Genomic DNA, 20,107 nt, shown 5'->3' with positions numbered 1-20,107 from the left:
CGGTTTTAACTACCAAGTATCTTCATAGGAAGTGAAAGGGCTTCGTTATCGCCTTGGCCCAGTACATAAATAATGCTGGCCAGGGCAATCATGGTACCCAGATACCAGACGATGGAGAAGATCTGACCATATCTATCTAGTGGCAATAGCTGATTATGCTTGCGCATTTTCCATTCCATCATGATTTCACTACTCCCAATGGCCAACATCAAGGCTAATAAGGCTAGGCCAAAGTAATAACTCGTCAGTACACCTAACGCGGCCCCCAAAATACATAGCACCAAGCCCACCACAGAGTGCATGGAGAAGGTGATACTCTTCATAATATGTCCCCCATCTAAGGGCAGAATAGGTAATAAATTGAAGAGGTTAAGTAGGGCGTTATACACCGCGAGGCCGGCAAACATTTCTATGCCAGTGAACCAATACACAACCAAACTGGCTAAGGATAAAAGCAGGCCAAAGAAAGGCCCCATGATGGCTATGACTACTTCTTGCCAGCGGGTATTTATCTTGTTTTCTGAAAGTGCCAAACCACCGACAAAAGGAATTAAATAAATGCCTTTGGTTTTCATGCCAAAGTATTTCATGGCTCTAACATGACCGTATTCATGGACAACAAGACACAGAATTAGGCCTAAAGCGAAAGGCAGTGAAAAAAGCCAAGAATAAGCGGCTAGGCTACCAGCAACTAATAAGGCCTTGATGACCTTAACACTCTTAAATAATTTAAAGGCTAAGGACATTAAACCAAAGGGGCTAATCTTCTCTTTCGGCCCTTGCCTTTCTACAGGTACCTGTTTTTCGATATCGGACTGTTGTACACGATTAGAGCTCACTGTTTCTTGGTTTATTTTGAGCTCATACTCTAAACCAAAGGGTTGCCAATCGAGCTGGCAATTGAGCTCACATAAATACTCTGTCTCTCCCCTATTTAAACTGAAAGAATGTTGAGACATAGGGTCTGGATCTGCACTGGCATTCTTCTCTGATACAAGCTGATTATCCCAAAATAAAGCCTGCCAGCCAGATAAAGTGCCTTCTAGTCTGAGCTCTCGGCCTAGACAATCAATACTGAGTAATTGCAATGCAAACGTCCTAATTTAAAGAGGTGATGGCTCATTATCATTAAAAAATGGGATGTGACAAGGCATGGCATAAAACATTTGTTTCACAATTGTGGATTTATGTGAATTTCCCATTATTCGGTGTTCAGTTTTTTGCACTCTTGTTACTATGATTAAGTGAAATGGATTCAACACAAACAATAAAAATTTAGCCTGTTATGAAAAACCCTTTAGTAAAGCTCAAAACAGCCGTATGGATATACGACATTGATAATTTCTGTATTTCTTGGGCAAATGATAAAGCATTAGATCTTTGGGAAGCGGATAGCCTTAAAGAGCTGCAAACGCGTGACTTTAAAAAAGGGTCTTCTGATGCTGTACGTTCTAGTTTATTAGATTATCAACAGGCCTTTAAAAAAGGTGAAACTCGTGGTGAGTTTTGGACCTTTACCCCTAAGGATATTGTCAAAAAAGCCTTATTAATTATGAGTGGTTACAAACTCGAAGACGGGCGCATGGCAATGTTATGTGAGGCACTGACTTTGGACTTAATTCCCGATATGGAGCTAGTAGGTTCGACCGTGATGATGTCGAGTTATAATGTCGATGGCACATTTATTAGTGGCAATCCGCCTTTTAAAGAAGACATTGGCACTGATGATATTGGTTTAGATGAACTCATAGTCTTAAATAGCAAGTTGACTCAGATTTACGCTGAACTTAATAGTAAAGGCTCTTTTAAAGGGGATGTTTTATGTCGACGCCAAGGGTTAGAAGTCTGGTATCACTTAGAAGCCACACTTTCTTCTCAGGACAATGATAAAAAAATCCTGATTCATCAATACAATATCCATCATCGCAAGTTGCAAGAGCGCGCGTTGGAAAAAGATTCCCATACTGATCTGTTAACCGGCTTATTAAATCGCCGTGGTTTATTTGATCGTTTACAAAGTTATCGCGATAAGAAAAAGCCATTCGTCATCTTCTACCTAGACCTTGATGGTTTTAAAATGATCAATGACTCTTTTGGTCATGGTTGCGGTGATCAAGTGCTAAAGTCCGTATCTGCAAGACTATCAGCGACTCTTTTCTCAAAAGGTTATGCTTGTCGTTTTGGTGGTGATGAATTTATCTGGACCTGTGGTTTGGATGATCTGCCATTACCTATGGATGTGTTGAGTGAAAAACTACTCAATGCCGTATCTCACACCTTTTACGGTGACTTTGGGGTACCTATGGATGTTTCAGCCAGTATTGGTTATGCATCTTATCCAAAAGATGGCACCAATACACAAGAAATAATCAGTTGCGCCGATGCGGCCATGTACATTGCAAAACGTACGGGTAAACGACGTACAGTTTATTATCGTCCAGGCATGGAGAAAGAGAATAAACGTCTGGGTATTTTGGCGCAAAACCTCGCTCAAGCCATTAAAAACCGCGAACTGAGTCTACATTATCAACCTATTTATAATGTTGAAACGAATAGCATTGATTCTTATGAAGCCTTAATCAGGTGGCAGTGTGAATCCTTGGGCTATATTTCTGCTGATGAGACAATTCGTATTGCGGAGTCGACAGGCTTGATTCATAGCATTGAAAACTGGGTAATCAGACAAGCGCTGCAAGATCTAAAAGAGTTCCGTGAAGGGGCTGACCAGACAGTACGCATGTCTATCAACATCTCAGGATTACATTTGGCTCAGGTTGATTTTGTGAATAGTCTAGAGGAAAAGATTATCCAGGCAGGTCTTGTACCGCAAGATGTGATCCTAGAGCTGACCGAAACCACCTTACTAGATGGAATAGATGATGAAGACAGCAACCTTCATCAACTGCATAAATTAGGGGTGGGTATCAGTATTGATGATTTTGGTACGGGTTACTCTTCCTTGGCTTACTTGCATAAAATACCAGCGGATGTGGTCAAGATAGATAAGTCTTTTGTAGAGCAGGTAAGCAAGGACAAGCGAACCATCGACTATATCCATCGCCTGATTTCTTCATTAGGTAAAAAGACGCTAGTAGAAGGGGTTGAAACCCAAGAGCAAAAAGAGATAGTGCAATCTCTGGGTATTAATTTACATCAGGGTTATTGGTTCTCAAGGCCTCAATCTCTCATGTTCTTCAAGAGTAAACCTATTGAGCCGACTGTGATTGAAATCCGCTAGGCTTCCCTTTTTAATAGACTTGTTTCAAGTCGATATTGAAAACAACGACTACCCTATTGAAAGCCATCTCGCTTGATAATAGGGTAGGCTGTTGCCACTAATAATGAGCAAATACGCTGTAAATCTCGCAAAATATCCACATGAATCTGAGACGACTCTAAACTAGCTGATACCTGCTCCCGTAAGCGCTGAGTGTGTTGCTCACGACATAAAATAATTTTATTTCGGTACACATGTTTAGCATCCACTAACTCATTTGCCAGCCCCGGGTTTTGCGATACATAAACGGCCTGAGAGAGGCGGAAAATTTCAAACAACTCCTCAAATAAGGTTTCCAGCTCTTGCTGACCATTATCAGAAAAGGCTATGTCGGCCTTGTGCTTCTTCCTTGCTAATACCATTAAACTGGAATCGACTATATCGCCTACATGCTCAAGGTTAGTGGCAAAGTTAAACGCGTCTTGCCAGTTATTTTGCGCTTCTTTGGTGGTTTTTAAGTTCTCAATGGAAGAGAGGTAGTAGGTGACTTCTCGGTGGATATGATCGATATCGTCATCCAGATTTTTAATTCTTGCTATGTTCTTAGGGTTATTAAATGCATCTGGTATGCCTTCTAGCATTTGAAAGGCAATATCGGCAATACGCAGTGTTTCATTTCGAACATTAGCCATGGCCCTTACTGGATGGCTAATGTCATCCGGTGAAAGGTAAACAGCTCCTACAGATTTTGTATTTACGCTAGGAGTGGGTACAGGGAAGGTGTGTTCTAAAAATTTTGCCAGATAAGGAAGGCTAATTAAAAATATAATTGCATTTATCACATTGATAAATAAGTGAAAAATCATAGGTGAATTAAGGTTTAAGGCTGTTAAGGATATAAGATGATTAATTTCTAGCAGATAGATAATTAGGCCGATAACCACTACACCTGCTCTAATTGTCAGGTTCCCCAGAATAATTAAACGCCCCTTTTTATTTAAGCTCCAGCCAGAGCTAAGCGCGGGCAGTGCACCACCAACATTCGCACCTAATACCATCATAATGGACATTTCTAAGGGAATCGCGCCCGAACTTGCCAGCGAAGAGACAATGAGTATGACCGCTAGACTGGAATGGACTACCCAAGTAAAAAGCGCCAGTAGAAAAAGCGTGAGTGCCGCGTCATGGCCTAAAATACTGAGTAGTATGTCCATGCCATTACCGCTTCGCATCCCTTGGGTTGCTTGAGAAATTAAGCTTAGGGCCAATAACAGCAGGCCCAACCCCATACAAATTCGCCCCCAGTATTTAAAGCTACGCTTTTTGGCTCGTTGGAAAAAAACATAACCTGTCAGTAGTAGAAAAGGTGAAAACAAGGACAAATCATAACTTAGGATAAGTGCCATCAGGCTGGAGCCAATTTCAGCTCCGACAACTAAAGAAAGTGCGGGAATGATACCTAAGGCGCTGGTGGCAACAAAGCCAGCAGCAAGTAATACAACGGCTGTTCCTGACTGTAACGCGGCGGCCGAAACAAGGCCTAACATCATTGCTTGAGGTCGATTGCGTGTCATCACGCGAATGGTGTTTTCTAAGCGTCTTCCATAGGCTCGTTCGAAGCCTGTTTTAACCATGCGAATCGCCCAAAGAAGGAGAGCAATTGCGCCTGCCAGATGTATCAGTTCATTCATTTAAATTTTCCAGTCGTAAAAATCACTCCGAGTAACCACACATTAATCTTAAGTCGTGAGGGCGAAAATCCCCAAGTTTTTGTAATAAAAACAAGGTAAATCAAATAATTCAGTTTCAAATTTATGCTTTTTAAGGTTTTCATTCTTTCGAACGAAAATCAATTTAAATGTTACAGAAATGTTAAATTTTCGAAAATTAGACAGTTAAGTAAAATTAATTTTCAATCAAACGAAAATAAAATGGGTTTCAAATAGATGTTTTTGTGTATAAAAAAACAATAATAAGTGGTTTTTTTCATTCGAAAGTGAATTTTGGCTTTCATTTGAAATAAAAGTTAGGTAAAACTTAAGCCCGAATCAAATTATGCGCCATTTTTGAGCAATTTTATGCCTGCTCAGTTAAATAGAAATGTCATATTTGATTGTTAAATTTCGCCTCGAATTACAAAAAAAAGCTCATACGAGGAGCCTTGTTATGCAAAAACGTAAATTGTCTGCCCTAATCTTAGGTGCATCTATTGCTAGTTCTGGTTTTGCTGCGACTGAAATTGAATGGTGGCATGCCATGGGTGGTGCGCTTGGAGAAAAAGTAAATTTAATTGTTGCTGACTACAACGCATCTCAAGATGCCTTTAAAGTGAAAGCAACATACAAAGGAAACTATTCTGAAACCATGACTTCAGCGATTGCTGCATTTCGTGCGAAACAGCAACCTGAGCTAGTGCAAGTTTTTGAAGTAGGTACAGCAAGTATGATGGCGGCAGAGGGTGCTATCTATCCTGTGCACAAATTAATGCGTGATTCGGGGCAATCTTTTGATGGCTCTAAGTATTTAAGTGCAGTAACGGGTTATTACACAGACAATGATGGCAATATGCTATCTATGCCGTTTAATAGCTCTACACCTGTTTTGTATTACAACAAATCCATGTTGGCTAAGGCGGGAGTGACACCACCTAAAACATGGGAAGAAATGCAAAGCGTGGGTGAGAAGCTACTGGCGTCTGGCGCTAAATGCGGCTTTACCACTGCATGGCAGTCTTGGGTGCATCTCGAAAACATGAGCTCACGTCATAACCAGCCTTTCGCAACTCAAGCCAACGGCTTTGGTGGCATGGATACACGTTTAGCTTTTAACAGCCCCTTGCAAGTGAAACACGTGAGCAAGATGGGTGAATGGCAACAAAACGGCATTTTTAGCTACTCTGGTCGTCGTAACGATGGTGCTGCTAAGTTCTACAGCCAAGATTGTGCTATGTACACCGAGTCTTCAGCAGGCTATGCGGGTATTAAGAAAAATGCCAAGTTTGACTTTGGCGTTGTTGAATTACCTTACTGGGCAGGCGAAGTGAAACAACCTTCTAATACCATCATAGGTGGTGCTTCTTTATGGGTTCTTAAAGGCCATAAATCAGAAGAGTATAAAGGTGTTGCTTCCTTCCTAAATTACCTTTCATCTGCAGATGTTCAGGCAGATTGGCACCAATTCAGTGGTTACCTACCTATCACAACAGCGGCGTATAACTTGACCAAAGGTGAAGGCTTTTACGCTAAAAACCTAGGCACAGAAATTGCGGTGCAACAGATGACAACAGGGACACCAACAGAAAACACCAAAGGTTTACGTCTAGGTAACTTTATCCAGATCCGTGGTCTGATCGATGAAGCCCTAGAGTCTGTTTGGAATGGTGATGCTGATGCTCAATCTGCATTAGATAATGCGGTTGAACGTGGCAACCTGATGCTAAGTAAGTTTGAAAAAGCGAATAAATAGGAATCCATTCAACCCTCTTGAATAAGCTGGTTGAATGCCTTTTTTATTACATCTAGTCGCCTCAAATATGTGGGGTGGCTAGTCGCTTTAACTCAAATATTGGAACACTCATGACGGTAACTTTCCCGCATAAAACCTTGCCTTGGCTTTTGATCGCACCACAACTTCTGGTGACCTTGATCTTCTTTTTATGGCCAGCAGGACAAGCAATCGAACAAGCTTTTTATCAAGAAGATGCGTTTGGTCTAAGCCGAGAATTTGTCGCTTTAGAAAACTTTATCGAGCTTCTACAAGACCCTTATTATTACAACTCTATTGGCGTGACCTTAGTCTTTAGTATGGCTGTCGCGGTGAGTGGGTTATCTATCGCGCTTGTTTTGGCCACCATGGCGGATCGTATTATTCGCGGACAAATGGTGTATCAGACCCTGTTGATTTGGCCTTATGCGGTCGCGCCGGCATTAGCGGGTGTGCTTTGGTGGATACTGTTTGACCCAGCCCAAGGGCCGATTGCCCTGTGGCTTGAATATATGGGCATCGAGTGGGATCACTTTGTCAATGGGGGTGATGCCATGATCTTGGTCGTGATCGCCGCTACTTGGAAACAAATAAGTTATAACTTCTTGTTTTTCTTAGCGGGTTTGCAGGCTATTCCGCGCTCTTTGATTGAGGCGGCGGCAATAGATGGCGCCGGCCCTGTCAGACGCTTCTGGGATATCGTTTTTCCCTTGTTATCTCCAACTGCTTTCTTCTTATTAGTGATGAATATTGTATATGCCTTCTTCGAAACCTTTGGTGTGATCGATGCCACCACAGCTGGTGGCCCGGGACAAAGCACTAAGATATTGGTTTATAAGGTTTATGAAGATGGTTTTGTCGGCTTAGATCTAGGTGGCTCGGCTGCTCAGTCCGTTATTTTGATGATGATAGTTGGCTTGATGACAGTGGTTCAATTCCGTTTTATTGAACGTAAGGTACAGTATTAATGAGAAGTATAATATTGGTAACAGTACTAATGAAAAACCGAGTAAGTACCGCTTGGAGAGTCGCATGATAGAAAACCGCCCTTGGCTAACCTTTATTAGCCACAGTGTACTTATTTTGGGGATTATCGCTGTCGCCCTACCTATTTGGGTTGCGATAGTTGCTTCTACTCATCCCGCTGAAGCATTTGGGCAAGGCAGTGTGCCCCTATGGTTTGGTAATTATGCCACTGAGACTTGGCAAACTGTGCTCTTTAGCGCAGCAGGTAATGGGGTCGATGTGCCGGTATGGCAGATGATGTTTAACTCACTTGTGATGGCACTGGGAATTGCCTTTGGCAAGATCGTCATCTCTTTGATTTCAGCCTATGCCATTGTTTTCTTTCGCTTTCCATTCAGGTCTTTATGTTTCTGGCTTATTTTTATGACTCTCATGTTGCCAGTGGAAGTGCGTATTCTGCCAACTTATGAAGTCGTGGCTAAGCTTAACCTGCTTAACTCATATACGGGTTTGGCTTTGCCATTAATTGCCAGTGCGACAGCGACCTTCTTGTTTAGGCAAGCGTTTATGGCCATGCCTGGGGAGTTGGTGGAAGCGGCACGTATGGATGGTGCCGGTCCGATTCGCTTCTTCTTTGATATTTTATTACCGCTCACTCGAACGAATATCGCGGCTTTATTTGTCATCCTATTTATCTATGGTTGGAATCAATACTTGTGGCCCCTTTTGATCACCACAGATGATGCTTATTACACCTTGGTGATGAGTATTAAACGTATGGTGTCGGTTGCCGATGGGGCAATCGAATGGAATAGCATAATGGCCACCACAATTTTAGCCATGTTGCCCCCAGTTGCTGTCGTTATCGGCATGCAAAAAATATTTGTTAAAGGTCTAGTTGATTCGGAGAAGTAAATATCATGGCTGCAGTAGTTTTAAATAAAGTAGGTAAAAAATACCCTAATGGCTTCCATGCAATTCCGTCAATTGACCTGGATATTAAGGATGGGGAGTTTATTGTTTTAGTGGGCCCCTCTGGCTGTGGTAAGTCGACCTTATTACGTATGGTGGCTGGCTTGGAAACCATTAGTGACGGAGAGTTAAGCATTAATGGCACACGTATGAACGAGCGTGAACCCGCTGAACGTGACATCGCCATGGTGTTTCAAAGTTATGCGCTTTATCCCCATATGAGCGTAGCGGGCAATATGGGTTATGGCCTTAAAAACCGAGGCGTCGATAAAGAGGTTATAGAGCAAAAAGTCAATGATGTAGCGGCTATGTTGGATCTTTCTCATTTATTGGATCGAAAGCCAAAGCAGTTATCTGGCGGTCAAAGACAAAGGGTGGCCATGGGACGTGCTATGGTGCGAGATCCTCAAGTCTTCTTGTTTGACGAGCCTTTGTCTAATTTGGACGCCAAACTTAGGGTTCAGATGCGAGTGGAAATTCGTCAATTACAGCGCAAATTGGGAACAACGACCTTGTATGTTACCCATGATCAAGTGGAAGCCATGACGCTGGCGGATAGGCTGGTGGTGCTCAATCAGGGGCATGCGGAGCAAGTTGGCTCACCGCTAGATTTATATGAACGACCTGCAACACCTTTTGTCGCTGCTTTTATTGGATCACCCGCGATGAATTTATTTAGTGCTCATCTACAGCAAAATAAACTCATTTTAGGCCAAAACGAATCCATTATGCTTGAATGTGATCATTCATTTGAAGGCCAAGTGGTGTGGGGGATTCGCCCAGAGCATCTGGAAGTGACTGAAACTGAAGGGGATTTCAAAATGCGTGTAAAAGCAGTTGAATCTTTAGGCGCAGAAACCCTAATATATGGCGCCATTGAAGGGGTCAATGAAGAAGTGGTTTTACGTTTATCTGGCCCTCATCAACCGGAAATTAATTCTAATATTGAGTTAAACGCACCACAGGATAAATGGCACCTGTTTGATGCCAATACACAACAAAGGCTTTAGTCTCGCCTTTGTGGTTTTAGGAAAATAGTAATGACATTTGAAACAAAAGTAATGGGACACAGGGGCGCTGCTAAAATTGCCCCTGAAAATACCTTAGCGGCAATGACTGCAGCGGCAAAAACAGGCGTCAAATGGGTTGAGATAGATGTGACTTTGGCAGCCGATGGACTTGTTATCTTTCATGATGACACCTTGGATCGTTGTTCAAACGGCACGGGCTTAGTCAAAGAAAAAACCTTAGCTGAGTTAAAATCCTTAGATACTGGCCTTTGGTTTGATGAAGCGTTCGCGAATGAAAGGATTCCGACTTTAGTTGAAGCCTTAGAACATATCCAAGCGCTAGGTTTGTCGTTAAATCTTGAAATCAAATATGAGCAAGAAGACATCGACAGCATAGTCCCCGCTGTTATGGCGACTTTGGCTGAACATTGGCAAGATAAATCCAAGCTCTGTATTTCAAGTTTTAATGAAGCGGTGTTGGTGCGCGTACGCAGTTTAGACAGTGAGCTAAGATTGGGGCAGTTGTATGAAGAGATCCCAGCTAACTGGCGCGAAACACTGGCTAACATCCAAGCCTTTAGTCTTAACTGTGATCACACATTACTGAAAGAAGAGACAGCGTTAGCGGTTAAAGAAGCAGGCTATTTACTGTTTTGTTATACCGCGAATGACCCTGAACTTGTGACCCATCATTGGTCTTGGGGAATGGATGCAGTTATTACGGATGATCCAAGTATTTTCTTTAATAGCGGATTAAAATAATGAGCTTAAGTGAACGTCAAAATCAAATTCTCAACTGGGTACAACAGGTTGATTACTTATCGATTGAAACCTTAGTGACGCGTTTTGATGTTTCTTCTCAAACCATACGTAAAGATGTGAATCATCTGGCTGAGTTGCATTTAATTCGACGCCAGCATGGTGGCATTACTTTGATGTCTACGGCGGAAAATCTACCCTTTGATAATCGCCAATACCTAAATGGCGGTGCCAAGCAAAAAATCGCAGAAATATTGGTAGCTCAAATACCGGACGGTGCTTCGCTGATTTTAGGTGTCGGAACCACAGTGGAATATGTCGCTAAGGCCCTAGAGCATCATAAAGACCTGCAAGTCTTCACGAATAACTTAACTGTGGCGGGTATTTTGTGTGCTTTTCCTGGAATTCAAGTGCGAATGACGGGAGGTAAGCTTAGGCACTCCCATCGTGATCTTGTGGGCGAAGGGGCAGTAGAACAGCTTAGAAAGTACTATTTTGATTTTGGCATTATTGGCTGTGGTGGCCTAGACGAAACCATGGGAGTACTGGATTTTGATCCAGAGGAAGCGGCCATAAGTCGTGTCATTATCGAGCAAAGCCGTACCAGTGTCCTTGTCTGTGACCAACACAAATGGGGACGCAAAGCCATGGCGAGAGTTAGCCCTTTTAGCCATATAAATCAATTCTTTACTGATGTTCTTAGTGAGCAGCAAAGCGCGCTTTTACAGCAACATAATGTACAACTAAACCTGATAGATTAGATTATTCATGCCAGATACCAAGATTCCAGAACTGCAACAACTCAAGGCTAATCAGCACGGGAGTGTAAAATATATTCTGACCGATGTGGATGATACGCTGACTTGGGAATCTAACCTACCTGTCGCAACCTATCAGGCGATGAGTGACTTACTTGCTGCAGGTTATGTGGTCATCCCTGTAACAGGAGGGTGTGCAGGCTGGTCTGATCTGATGGCACGTTTATGGCCTGTCTCTGGTGTGATTACAGAAGGTGGCGCCTGTTTTTTACAAAAACAATCTAATGGCAAACTGCAATACCATTATTGGACAAGTGCCAATGACATGCAGGCAAAGAAGCTCGAACTTTTACAGAAGGTACAGGACCTATTGCCTGAGTATGCGCCTTTGCAACTTGCTCAAGACCAAGCTTATCGTTTAACCGATGTGGCGGTAGATTATGCCCAAGATCAAGTGCCAGCCTTGCCCGAACTAAGAGACAGCCTGCTAGAGAAGCTAAAGACCTTGGGGATTCAAGCCAAAGCGAGCTCGATTCATATTAATATTTGGCATGGGGATTATGATAAATTTGCCATGGCTGAACGCGTGCTTAAGCAGCAATATGGTTTGAGTGATGAGCAAATTTTGCAACAGGTAATCTATGTGGGCGATGCACCCAATGATGAGAGTATGTTTGCAAAATTTCCTTTGAGTATTGGGGTTGCCAATATCGAAAAACACCTTAAAGGCATGCAACATAAACCCAATTGGCTCACTCAAAGCCCAGGTGGTCACGGCTTTGCAGAACTTGCCAACAAATTATTAGCAAAATAGCCTTTAAAACCTATTCTACTCAAAAAAACAAAAAGCCCTATCGCAAGGGGAACGAAGGGCTTTTTGCTTTCTATTTCAATGGTCTTGCTCTTCTATGCGGCTTTTGTGTCTAAGCTCGCATTCAAATCATCAAAACCACCCACATACTCCTTACCTTTAAATATCTGTGGCACAGTGCGTACGTCTTTACCAACGAGAGCGGATAGAGCATCTTGGGTAATGCCTTCATCGTGAATATTTACATAACGATAGGGTAAACCTTGCTCGTCTAAAAGTTGCTTAGCACGACGGCAAAAACCACAGTTATCATGACCAAAAATAGTATAACGAGACATAATCTATTCCTCTTAATCTGCTAAAAACTAATGTTTAATTTGAGTGCTTGGCAGTGCATTTGGCCAGTGCCTAAGCGATGTAGTCATAATAGGGAATGAGACTTGTTAGGTGAAATTAATTAAAACTAATTGAATGTTAGTTTTTTGCTATTAGCTTTAAATACAAAGTGAAAGAACGTCTAACAAGCACAAAAAACCGTCTGACAAGAACAAAAAAATAAAGATTAAAACGTTATATTTTCTTTCTCATATTTGTAGCCATTTGGCAAAGGGGAAGAGAAATGTCATTGAGAACCGATAAGTTAAGCCCATCTATATTGCCATTTTTAGCCCCTTTTCTTTTTTTACTTATGTGGAGCAGTGGGGCTGTTATGGTAAAGGTTGGTTTACAATATGCCTCAGTATGGAGTTTCTTAACCGTCCGATCAGCCATCTCACTTGTCGCAATAATATGTTTGTATTGGCTGATGAAACGGGTTTATCAGGTTGAATTTAGAAAACCTAGGGCGCTTGATTGGCAGGTATTGCTCTTTGTTGGCCTCATGGTGCAGGTGCTTTATCTAGCCTTTTACTTCCTTGCCATTGGCAGTGGTATTTCTCCGGGGTTGGTGACTTTAATTTTAGGATTACAACCCCTGCTTACTCCGCTTTTTATGGGTCAAAAAGTCTCCGCTACCAAATTGGCTTTATTGATGTTGGGCTTTGTTGGGTTAGGGCTTGCGGTAGCTGGGTCTAAAGCCTTAAATGAATTAGCGTTATCTGGTTTTATGTTTGCCATTTTCGCAGTCACTGCGATTACCTTAGGGACGATTCAGCAGGCAAAAATTAGACTCAACCCTGTGCAAGCCATGCTGTATCAAAACAGCCTATCATTGATTATCTTTAGTCTAATTATGGGGTTGAACGACTGGCAAGTTACTTGGAGTGGCGACTTTATTCTGGCAGCGCTATGGATGGGGCTGGTCGTGTCGATAGGAGCGCTTTTGCTATTAATGTATATGGTTCAACAAGAAAGTGCTCATCAGGTGAGTGTCCTTTTTTATGGTATTCCCATGCTAGCTTATTTGTTTGATTATCTTATATTTGGCGAAACACTGGGCCAGCTCACCTTTATCGGCATGATACTCGTGGCTATTTCCATTATGTTTTATCGACGTACAAGCGCTCGTTAAAGCAAAGTAAAACAAGTTGAGGTGTTATGCCAAACTGGTGTTTTGTCGATAAAGCTTGGGTGTTTGCCCTAACGATTGGGTAAAGCTACGCGTAAATGAAGACTGGTTAGCAAAGCCGACTTCTTGAGCAATCTGGCTAATAGGCAAATCGGTATTTTGTAGCAGGGTTTTTGCTTTCTCAATGCGAAGCTTAGCTAAATATTGTAGGGGAGGCATTTTCATATTCTTACTAAAGACATGCTTAAACTGGGTGGGGCTCAAGCAAGCGATATTAGCAAGCTCTTCAATCGAATGGGGTCTCGCAATATCTTGTGCTAAAAAGTTGAGGCAGGCCTGCACTCTTTCATCTATTTTCTCCCTAAAATCCTGCTGTATTAAGAGGTCGAATAAAAGCTTAATTAAGCTCTTTTCAAAGTCGGGTTCAAGTGGGTTTTGTAGCTGCTTTTCAATAAACTGAATATAGTGAATCGCCGCTTCATTCAAGCTCACCCTGCTTGTCTCTAGTTGCATCAATTCAGGTGGCATCTCGCTGACATCAATCACAATAAAGCGAAACTCTTCATGGGCCTTAAACTCATGAAAACATCCCGCCTTAATCACAACACAATGACCTGAAGACGCCTTACTCTCAATGCCATCGAGCTTCAAATCGATAAAGCCTTGTGTCGGTATCAGGATTTGATGAAAGTCGTGACTATGAGCCCTAGAATGCGGGTTATAGGTGCGTATGGTTATCTTGCCTAACACAATGTGCTCCTAGATTTACAATGCCGCACAAGTTTGTGGGTAAACGCCCTTAATGGCAATAAGTGAGTAAAGCGAAAACATCATTTTGTCTAATATAGGCTGACAGACTTTACAGAAGTATGTCAAAGCCTGTGGTTTTCGGTTGAGTGTAGCGATTGAGGAGTTGGGTTAGCTGTTTTCAAATTGAGCTTCTATGACTTCGAAATTTTTATCATAAAGTTCGAATTGGTTTACATAGACAGTGAACGCTTCATCGCTTTGTTCTACTTTTTCTCTTTCTTCTATGTTTTTAGGTTTCTCCATAAAGAGAGAGACGGCATTTTCTTTATCATTGACACTCTTGATACGCCAATATTTGTCAAAAATTTCATCGATTCTGGCTTGAAATGAAAATTTATAATATTGGTTATTTGGGATTAATAATAAGTCAATGGGTTCAATGACAAGGTAATAATGATAGCTAGGCTCATTAGCCAACTCTTCTTTATCAGGTTTAGGGTTTTGCATGGTCCAGTTGGTAAATTTGAAGCGCATTTTATTAAGACCATGCGTTAACTTTGTCTCGAAACTTAGGTAGTCTTTATTTTCAATTCCCTCGGTATCCTTTTGCTCGTGGAGATCAATTGGTATTGTTAATCTTGATTTCACATATTTGTAAGCACCTGTCTTTCGAATATCGATAACTCCATTTTTATCAAAAGCGCTGTCCCATGTTTCTGGGATATAAAAATCATTAATACCAAAGGCATCCCAAGTACTTTCGGCGGTATTACAGTCCTCAATTATTTTCTTGATAAAGTTACTAAGATATTGAGGTTTATAAACGAATAAATACAGAATTGATATAGCATCTGGAGGGATATAGGAGTTGCTTTGAAGTTTGGATTTTAAAATCTCCTTATCATGTGCAGAGCTAGTTAAGTGGTAGAAGAAGTTACAATCTAGATTGCAAATCAATTTACGGAATTCTTGCTGCCAAGTTAACTCGTGGCCGCTGGCTAACGCTATATAATCTTTATGAGTTAAATTTACTTCTACTTCTTTGGCCTTAAGTATCCTTTTAGCAGCGTTTATCCACGACATATTATCATTTGTTGCTGTTATTTCGTTATCAGTTCTCAAAGCAACGAAAGCACGTTCATAGTAGGAGTTGATTTGATCTGTAGATATTTTGTTAGAGTTGATTTTTTTATTTTCATCAAATACCTTGCGTGCAATATAAGCTGAATAAAAGGCTGCAATTACAGAAACAGCGGCTATGAATGAAAATACTACTAAAGCTTTATCTGCCCAATTTGGCTCCGCCAACGCCTCAACAGCTTGAACTAAGTTTATTAAATCTGCTTCATTCATTTCTGGGCTCCATATTGGCCATAAGAGGCTTTGTAAATAATGGGCGAGCTGGATATCGAGGTAGGATAAAAAGAGGCCAGTCGTGACGCCAAAACCAAATGCATGTTTTTCAAAATCCATCCTTAGACTCTTTTTTAAAAATAATTAAACCAATGAGTTAGCGAGTTTAGAGGAAAAGAGATTTAAGGGCAAAACCAGAAATAAGGGAGGGTTAGTAGTGGTATCTAAGCTGGGCAATTAAGATTGTGTAATCTTGCTGTTTGTAAACAATGCGATGTTCATCATTGATTCGACGAGACCAATACCCTGCCAGACCGTGTTTTAGAGGCTCAGGCTTTCCTATGCCTTCATAAGGTTGTCTTTGAATATCTTTGATTAATGTATTGATCCGCTTGAGTATTTTTTTATCAGTTGCTTGCCAATAGAAATATTGCTCCCAAGCGGCTGTAGAGAAGGTTAACTTCATTCAATGAGCTCTCTTTCCGTGCCATTTCCTGACTCTAATTCAGCAATTGATTCTAACAGAGATCTAGCATTCGCCGGAGACCTCAATAGGTAGGTTGTCTCTTGCATCGCTTCATAATCTTCCAAAGATATCATGACAACAGGACGCTCACTTTTACGAGTAATGATGACAGGTGAGTGATCGTCACATACTTTTTCCATTGTTTTCGCTAGATTTGCTCGGGCAGCGGTGTAGCTCATAGCATCCATTATCTTATCCTGTACGTAATTCTGTACCAATCATTTTAGGTAAAGGTTAAAATTAAATCAACAGAGACTCTGTCTAGTTTAGTTTTCGGTTGGCAGAGCCTATCAGCCTAGTTATTATGCCTTTTTCGTTTTTTGAGAATCATTCCCAGTTTCTCTTTATTTATCATGCTTCATGATCACAAGGATTTTGCTTTGCCCGACTCTTCACATCTCTCCTCTCAACTTAATGTGTTTTTAAAGACGGTCTTACCGCAAGATGTGTTTGCTTATGCGATGCCGCTTGAGGTTTCTGATGAGTTTAGAGGTGAGTTACTAAAACAAGGCATTGCGCTCAAAGTAGCGGATGGTGCCGTGCTCAAGCGCCAATGTGAGTATTTAGCTGGGCGTTATTGTGCTCAACAGAGCTTGCTAAAAATAGAAGAAAAGGATGCCATTAAGCTAGCAAATAAAGAGGTGGGAACAGGAGAAAGTCGAGAGCCAATCTGGCCTGAAGGCATTATCGGTGCGATTACCCATTCTAACCGTTTTGCCATGGCTATCTTGACTCAAGCCCAAGGCGCTTATCTTGGCATAGGCTTAGATATAGAAGAGGAAATGAGTGAATCTTTGGCGCAAGAGTTATCGGGGCAAATCTTGTCAGAAGCTGAAAACCGACTCAACAAAAGCAATGAGATTTTTGACAATAAAACTATTGTCACTTTGGTTTTTTCGGCTAAGGAGTCGATTTTTAAGGCGATTTTCCCAAGTGTTGGGGAGTATTTTGGTTTTGACGCCTGCGAATTGATAGAGCTCGACCCACTTGAGCAAAGCTTGAGTTTTCGCCTTGTCTCTACTTTAAGTCCTGACTGGCAAGCAGGAAAACGATTAAAAGTTAAATACTTCGCATTACCTTCTTTACCTTTATCTCTAGATAAGAAAGCAAGCGAGCCAGCCCAAGCAAGTTGGCTGACATTGGCTTTTATTGCTTGATTAGTCTTTCTTTTTAAACGCTGAACCAAGTTGTCTAGGGAACCTGCGAATAAGTCCTCCCGCCTCAGCGTGTGGATAAAAGCCGCTAGATTTATGGCGAGGAGCGCAATTTAATAGTTATTCTATTGATAAGCTCTTCAACGTAAAGATAGGGCTTTTAGACCACGCCCTTCGGGTCTTTGAAGAATACCTAAACGGCATTTCAGAAAAAGTAACACCCTGTGTTGTCACTTCTCGAAAGGTACCTACATTACGTCAAAGTAACGCCTTGTGTGATACTTTTTCTGATAAGACTGAGAAGAGGTGACTTAATCGCAGGTTCCCTAGGTTATCGAAACGAGAGTGTTAGAAGGTGGCGATATTCAATTTTTAGTTTAGAAGCGCCTAAAAGCGTATTGGAATTTGTGACAGGTCGCTTTGGTGTGATTAAAGGTCTTGAGCAAGCAGTCTTAAAAAATGGCTAGGAAGGGTGACAGGCTTACTGCGTGCGCGCCACCTTTCCTAGCAAGTGCTGCTCTTTGATGGCAGCTTGGTGTTTTCCCCTTTCTTCTTATGCGTTAAATCTTAAGCTTTAATGCTATTTACCCTAATAGCAGTTTCTCTAGCGTTGTTTTACTTGCGAATAATTAGTCTAAATATAATTCTCTAGCCTCTTGAACGGCATTGATCAAAAGGGGTAAGGCTTCAGAGAGTTCTGTTGGCCTAGCGAGTTTTTCATCTAATTGAGTGCTGGATAGCTGAGGTTTGATAGCAAGAAAAGTATGATACAAGGGTAAGAACTGGGCTTTTAAATGAGTATTATCTGCCTCATCAGAAAATATTGCCTGATCTAAAAACTGCCAATTCCCATTGGCGATAAAAACAAGCAAAAGCTCCATCAACCATGCATCTTCTATCCCCCATTCTGTTTCTATGACAAGGGGCGCGTTAATTTCTTTTTTGGCTCTGTAGTTTAGATAGCTTCTTAATAAGGATTGTGACTCTGGTGCATGTCCTGCGATTAAAGAAGCAAAGCTTGCTTGTAATAACAATAGGGGCTCCGTCTTCTGTCCGCGAATAATCACCAGTTGCATGGATAATTGATAAGCCAGTTTGAGCTCTTTAGCCTGACTTAAATAAAGTGAAATTAGCTTATCTTCAAAGTCAAAACCCTTAGCTTGAGCCAGTTGGCAAATCGCTAGCTTGATTCGATAAGCAAGGTTTGCTTCTAGCTCAGTATTGGCTAAATCAAATAGGCTTAATAAGCCTAAATAGGCTTGCTCGTAGCCTCTACTTGCTGCCGTGAGCAGAAAGCTTAGGCGCTCTCCTGGAAGATGCGTTTTAAAATACTGACTGGCACTTTCACAATAGGCTTGGCCATCAACCTCTTCTTCACCTTGGTGTAAAAATGCATGGTGGAATAAGGCGTCTAATTCAGTATGGCTCACATCTTCATTTGCTGTTAACGCGGCTTGATAGGCGAGAGAATCTAAACGAGAGCGTGTTTTAGCGGCTTCTTGCTGGACCTTGTACTCATCCATAAAGGGAATACCTAAGCTGAAATAACTCAAGGTATTAAGACTATGGGCAATCAAGGTCTGTGTAGAAGGAAGAGAGAAGCGGGTTAAATAACTAATATGAAAGCGTTTATCTGAAATACGATAGAAGTGATTTTTATTTTGACTTGAGACCTTCTCCACCCAGGACTGCTTTTCTAATTGGGTAAGTTGAGCTGAGATGGTCTTACTTGCTAGGTCACACTCTTGTGTCAATTGAGCGACTTTAATTGCTTGCCAGTGACTTCCTAGGGTATGGACAATGAGTTGCTGCTGAGAGGAAAGGTGCTGCATTTTAAAATCATATTGCGCTTGATAGCGACCTAGTACATAACCTAAATACTGATAGCTGGTTTGTACGGAATTATTTAGAAAACCTTGGTAAAAATACTCTAATGTCTGGGCGTTGGCATGACTGAAGCGTCTGATGGCTTCTAATTTATGGGCTGTGAAGTTAAGGCAAATATATTCGCTTGTTTGTATTTTCTTTTCATGATGGCTTTGGCTATTAGGCTTGTCACTTTGTAATAGGGTGTGTTGCAACATGTCCTTGTGCAGCAGACTGATCAATAGCTTGTAGGCTAAGGCTTTGTCTAATGGTGGAATATCAAAGCTAATGAAAGGTTGTGCTAAAACGCTGTCGTTCTGGCAACTGGCAATTAATCGATAATAGGGTTGCTCTACGGTAAGAATGTTTTTGACAAAAAATAAATTGTCAGATTTATCTAATTGTTTTAAAAGGGTATCTAGGTTGTCTATTAAGAGAATGAGCCGGCTGTTAGCGTTTTGAATTTCTTCAATTAAGTTAGGCCAACTAATGTCTGCGCTGGTGTGAAAGTCTTGGGGTAAATCTTTAGCGTGTACCGTCTTTAATTTACTGAGGATACGTAGACAAAGGTCTTTAATGGAGCGAATTCCATATTCATACTCGTTCAGCCTCACGATGAGGGAAGGCTTCTTCTTGGCTTCTGTGTTTGGTGCCTGATCAAGATTGTCAGCTAAGTGTTTGGCGATCTGCTTAATTAATAGACTCTTTCCTGAGCCTTTTTCTCCTCGTATTAGCAGGTGCTCTTGTTCAACTTTTTGTTGTTTCTTGTGCGTGCTTAAATTCGTTAAATAAGCATGTGTCTTGTTATAAATCCTTGAAAATAAAGAAGAATAAAGACTGGTTTTTGACTGTCTGTGTGTGGCTAGTGTCTTCTCTTTATCTTGCTCATTTAATAATGACATGCCTCATCCCTGATCTGGACTTTGAGTACCCAATACAGCTTTCAAGTTTTGCTACAACGCCAAACTTGAAAAG

Annotated in this window: 18 protein-coding genes; 10 read left to right on the top strand and 8 right to left on the bottom strand. The window is 41.4% G+C overall.

Going from position 1 to position 20,107, the window contains the following annotated elements; translation table 11 throughout:
- Window positions 1-5 precede the first annotated feature (5 nt).
- Window positions 6-1,088, bottom strand: a complete 1,083-nt coding sequence (locus tag MED121_RS13510; protein WP_009834273.1) for a site-2 protease family protein — start codon at window positions 1,086-1,088, stop codon at window positions 6-8.
- A 197-nt stretch (window positions 1,089-1,285) separates the two neighbouring features.
- On the opposite strand from MED121_RS13510, the gene MED121_RS13505 reads away from it, so the two are divergent.
- Window positions 1,286-3,238 carry a bifunctional diguanylate cyclase/phosphodiesterase gene (locus tag MED121_RS13505; RefSeq protein ID WP_009834272.1) on the top strand — a complete coding sequence of 651 codons (1,953 nt, stop codon included), beginning with the start codon at window positions 1,286-1,288 and terminating at the stop codon, window positions 3,236-3,238.
- A gap of 53 nt (window positions 3,239-3,291) precedes the next feature.
- Here MED121_RS13505 and MED121_RS13500 read toward each other — a convergent pair whose 3' ends face one another.
- Complete coding sequence (locus MED121_RS13500; RefSeq protein WP_009834271.1) at window positions 3,292-4,908, bottom strand: Na/Pi cotransporter family protein; 1,617 nt, start codon at window positions 4,906-4,908, stop codon at window positions 3,292-3,294.
- 475 nt (window positions 4,909-5,383) lie between these two features.
- Here MED121_RS13500 and ugpB point away from each other — a divergent pair, with 475 nt between their 5' ends.
- The 7 genes from ugpB to MED121_RS13465 all read left to right on the top strand — a co-directional run bounded on the left by ugpB (window position 5,384) and on the right by MED121_RS13465 (window position 11,979).
- Window positions 5,384-6,682 (top strand): sn-glycerol-3-phosphate ABC transporter substrate-binding protein UgpB, encoded by a 1,299-nt coding sequence (gene ugpB / locus MED121_RS13495; protein ID WP_036180483.1) that lies wholly within the window; start codon window positions 5,384-5,386, stop codon window positions 6,680-6,682.
- Window positions 6,683-6,792: 110 nt separating this feature from the next.
- Window positions 6,793-7,668, top strand: a complete 876-nt coding sequence (gene ugpA / locus MED121_RS13490) for a sn-glycerol-3-phosphate ABC transporter permease UgpA (RefSeq protein WP_009834269.1) — start codon at window positions 6,793-6,795, stop codon at window positions 7,666-7,668.
- Between the two features lie 64 nt (window positions 7,669-7,732).
- Complete coding sequence (gene ugpE / locus MED121_RS13485) at window positions 7,733-8,581, top strand: sn-glycerol-3-phosphate ABC transporter permease UgpE (protein WP_009834268.1); 849 nt, start codon at window positions 7,733-7,735, stop codon at window positions 8,579-8,581.
- A gap of 5 nt (window positions 8,582-8,586) precedes the next feature.
- The gene (gene ugpC / locus MED121_RS13480) at window positions 8,587-9,648 is read left to right on the top strand and encodes a sn-glycerol-3-phosphate ABC transporter ATP-binding protein UgpC (protein WP_009834267.1); all 1,062 of its coding nucleotides are present in this window, start codon (window positions 8,587-8,589) and stop codon (window positions 9,646-9,648) included.
- 30 nt (window positions 9,649-9,678) lie between these two features.
- Entirely contained in the window at window positions 9,679-10,410 is a 732-nt protein-coding gene (locus MED121_RS13475) for a glycerophosphoryl diester phosphodiesterase (RefSeq protein ID WP_009834266.1), read from the top strand.
- On the top strand, window positions 10,410-11,168 hold the full coding sequence (locus MED121_RS13470; protein ID WP_009834265.1) for a DeoR/GlpR family DNA-binding transcription regulator: 759 nt from the start codon (window positions 10,410-10,412) through the stop codon (window positions 11,166-11,168). The genes MED121_RS13475 and MED121_RS13470 overlap by 1 nt, the downstream gene beginning before the upstream one ends.
- A 7-nt stretch (window positions 11,169-11,175) precedes the next feature.
- On the top strand, window positions 11,176-11,979 hold the full coding sequence (locus MED121_RS13465; protein WP_009834264.1) for an HAD hydrolase family protein: 804 nt from the start codon (window positions 11,176-11,178) through the stop codon (window positions 11,977-11,979).
- 92 nt (window positions 11,980-12,071) lie between these two features.
- Here the strand turns inward: MED121_RS13465 and MED121_RS13460 are convergent, their stop codons facing one another.
- On the bottom strand, window positions 12,072-12,314 hold the full coding sequence (locus tag MED121_RS13460; RefSeq protein ID WP_009834263.1) for a glutaredoxin domain-containing protein: 243 nt from the start codon (window positions 12,312-12,314) through the stop codon (window positions 12,072-12,074).
- 281 nt (window positions 12,315-12,595) lie between these two features.
- Here MED121_RS13460 and MED121_RS13455 point away from each other — a divergent pair, with 281 nt between their 5' ends.
- Window positions 12,596-13,486, top strand: coding sequence for a DMT family transporter (locus MED121_RS13455; RefSeq protein WP_050764587.1), 891 nt, complete (start codon window positions 12,596-12,598; stop codon window positions 13,484-13,486).
- Between the two features lie 24 nt (window positions 13,487-13,510).
- Here the strand turns inward: MED121_RS13455 and MED121_RS13450 are convergent, their stop codons facing one another.
- The 4 genes from MED121_RS13450 to MED121_RS13435 all read right to left on the bottom strand — a co-directional run bounded on the left by MED121_RS13450 (window position 13,511) and on the right by MED121_RS13435 (window position 16,300).
- Window positions 13,511-14,233 (bottom strand): AraC family transcriptional regulator, encoded by a 723-nt coding sequence (locus MED121_RS13450; RefSeq protein ID WP_009834260.1) that lies wholly within the window; start codon window positions 14,231-14,233, stop codon window positions 13,511-13,513.
- Window positions 14,234-14,401: 168 nt separating this feature from the next.
- Complete coding sequence (locus tag MED121_RS13445; RefSeq protein ID WP_009834259.1) at window positions 14,402-15,706, bottom strand: hypothetical protein; 1,305 nt, start codon at window positions 15,704-15,706, stop codon at window positions 14,402-14,404.
- A gap of 91 nt (window positions 15,707-15,797) precedes the next feature.
- Window positions 15,798-16,052, bottom strand: coding sequence for a Txe/YoeB family addiction module toxin (locus MED121_RS13440; RefSeq protein ID WP_009834258.1), 255 nt, complete (start codon window positions 16,050-16,052; stop codon window positions 15,798-15,800).
- Window positions 16,049-16,300, bottom strand: coding sequence for a type II toxin-antitoxin system prevent-host-death family antitoxin (locus tag MED121_RS13435; protein WP_009834257.1), 252 nt, complete (start codon window positions 16,298-16,300; stop codon window positions 16,049-16,051). The genes MED121_RS13440 and MED121_RS13435 overlap by 4 nt, the downstream gene beginning before the upstream one ends.
- 192 nt (window positions 16,301-16,492) lie before the next feature.
- On the opposite strand from MED121_RS13435, the gene MED121_RS13430 reads away from it, so the two are divergent.
- Complete coding sequence (locus tag MED121_RS13430) at window positions 16,493-17,269, top strand: 4'-phosphopantetheinyl transferase superfamily protein (RefSeq protein ID WP_050764586.1); 777 nt, start codon at window positions 16,493-16,495, stop codon at window positions 17,267-17,269.
- A gap of 626 nt (window positions 17,270-17,895) precedes the next feature.
- On the opposite strand, the gene MED121_RS13420 is transcribed toward MED121_RS13430, so the two are convergent.
- Window positions 17,896-20,034 (bottom strand): AAA family ATPase, encoded by a 2,139-nt coding sequence (locus MED121_RS13420; RefSeq protein WP_009834254.1) that lies wholly within the window; start codon window positions 20,032-20,034, stop codon window positions 17,896-17,898.
- Window positions 20,035-20,107: the final 73 nt, after the last annotated feature.

It is taken from the genome of Marinomonas sp. MED121, from assembly GCF_000153025.1.
In the GTDB taxonomy this organism is placed as follows: Bacteria; Pseudomonadota; Gammaproteobacteria; order Pseudomonadales; family Marinomonadaceae; genus Marinomonas.
Note: the sequence above shows the minus strand (reverse complement) of the source record. Positions and strands in the feature narration are given on the sequence as shown.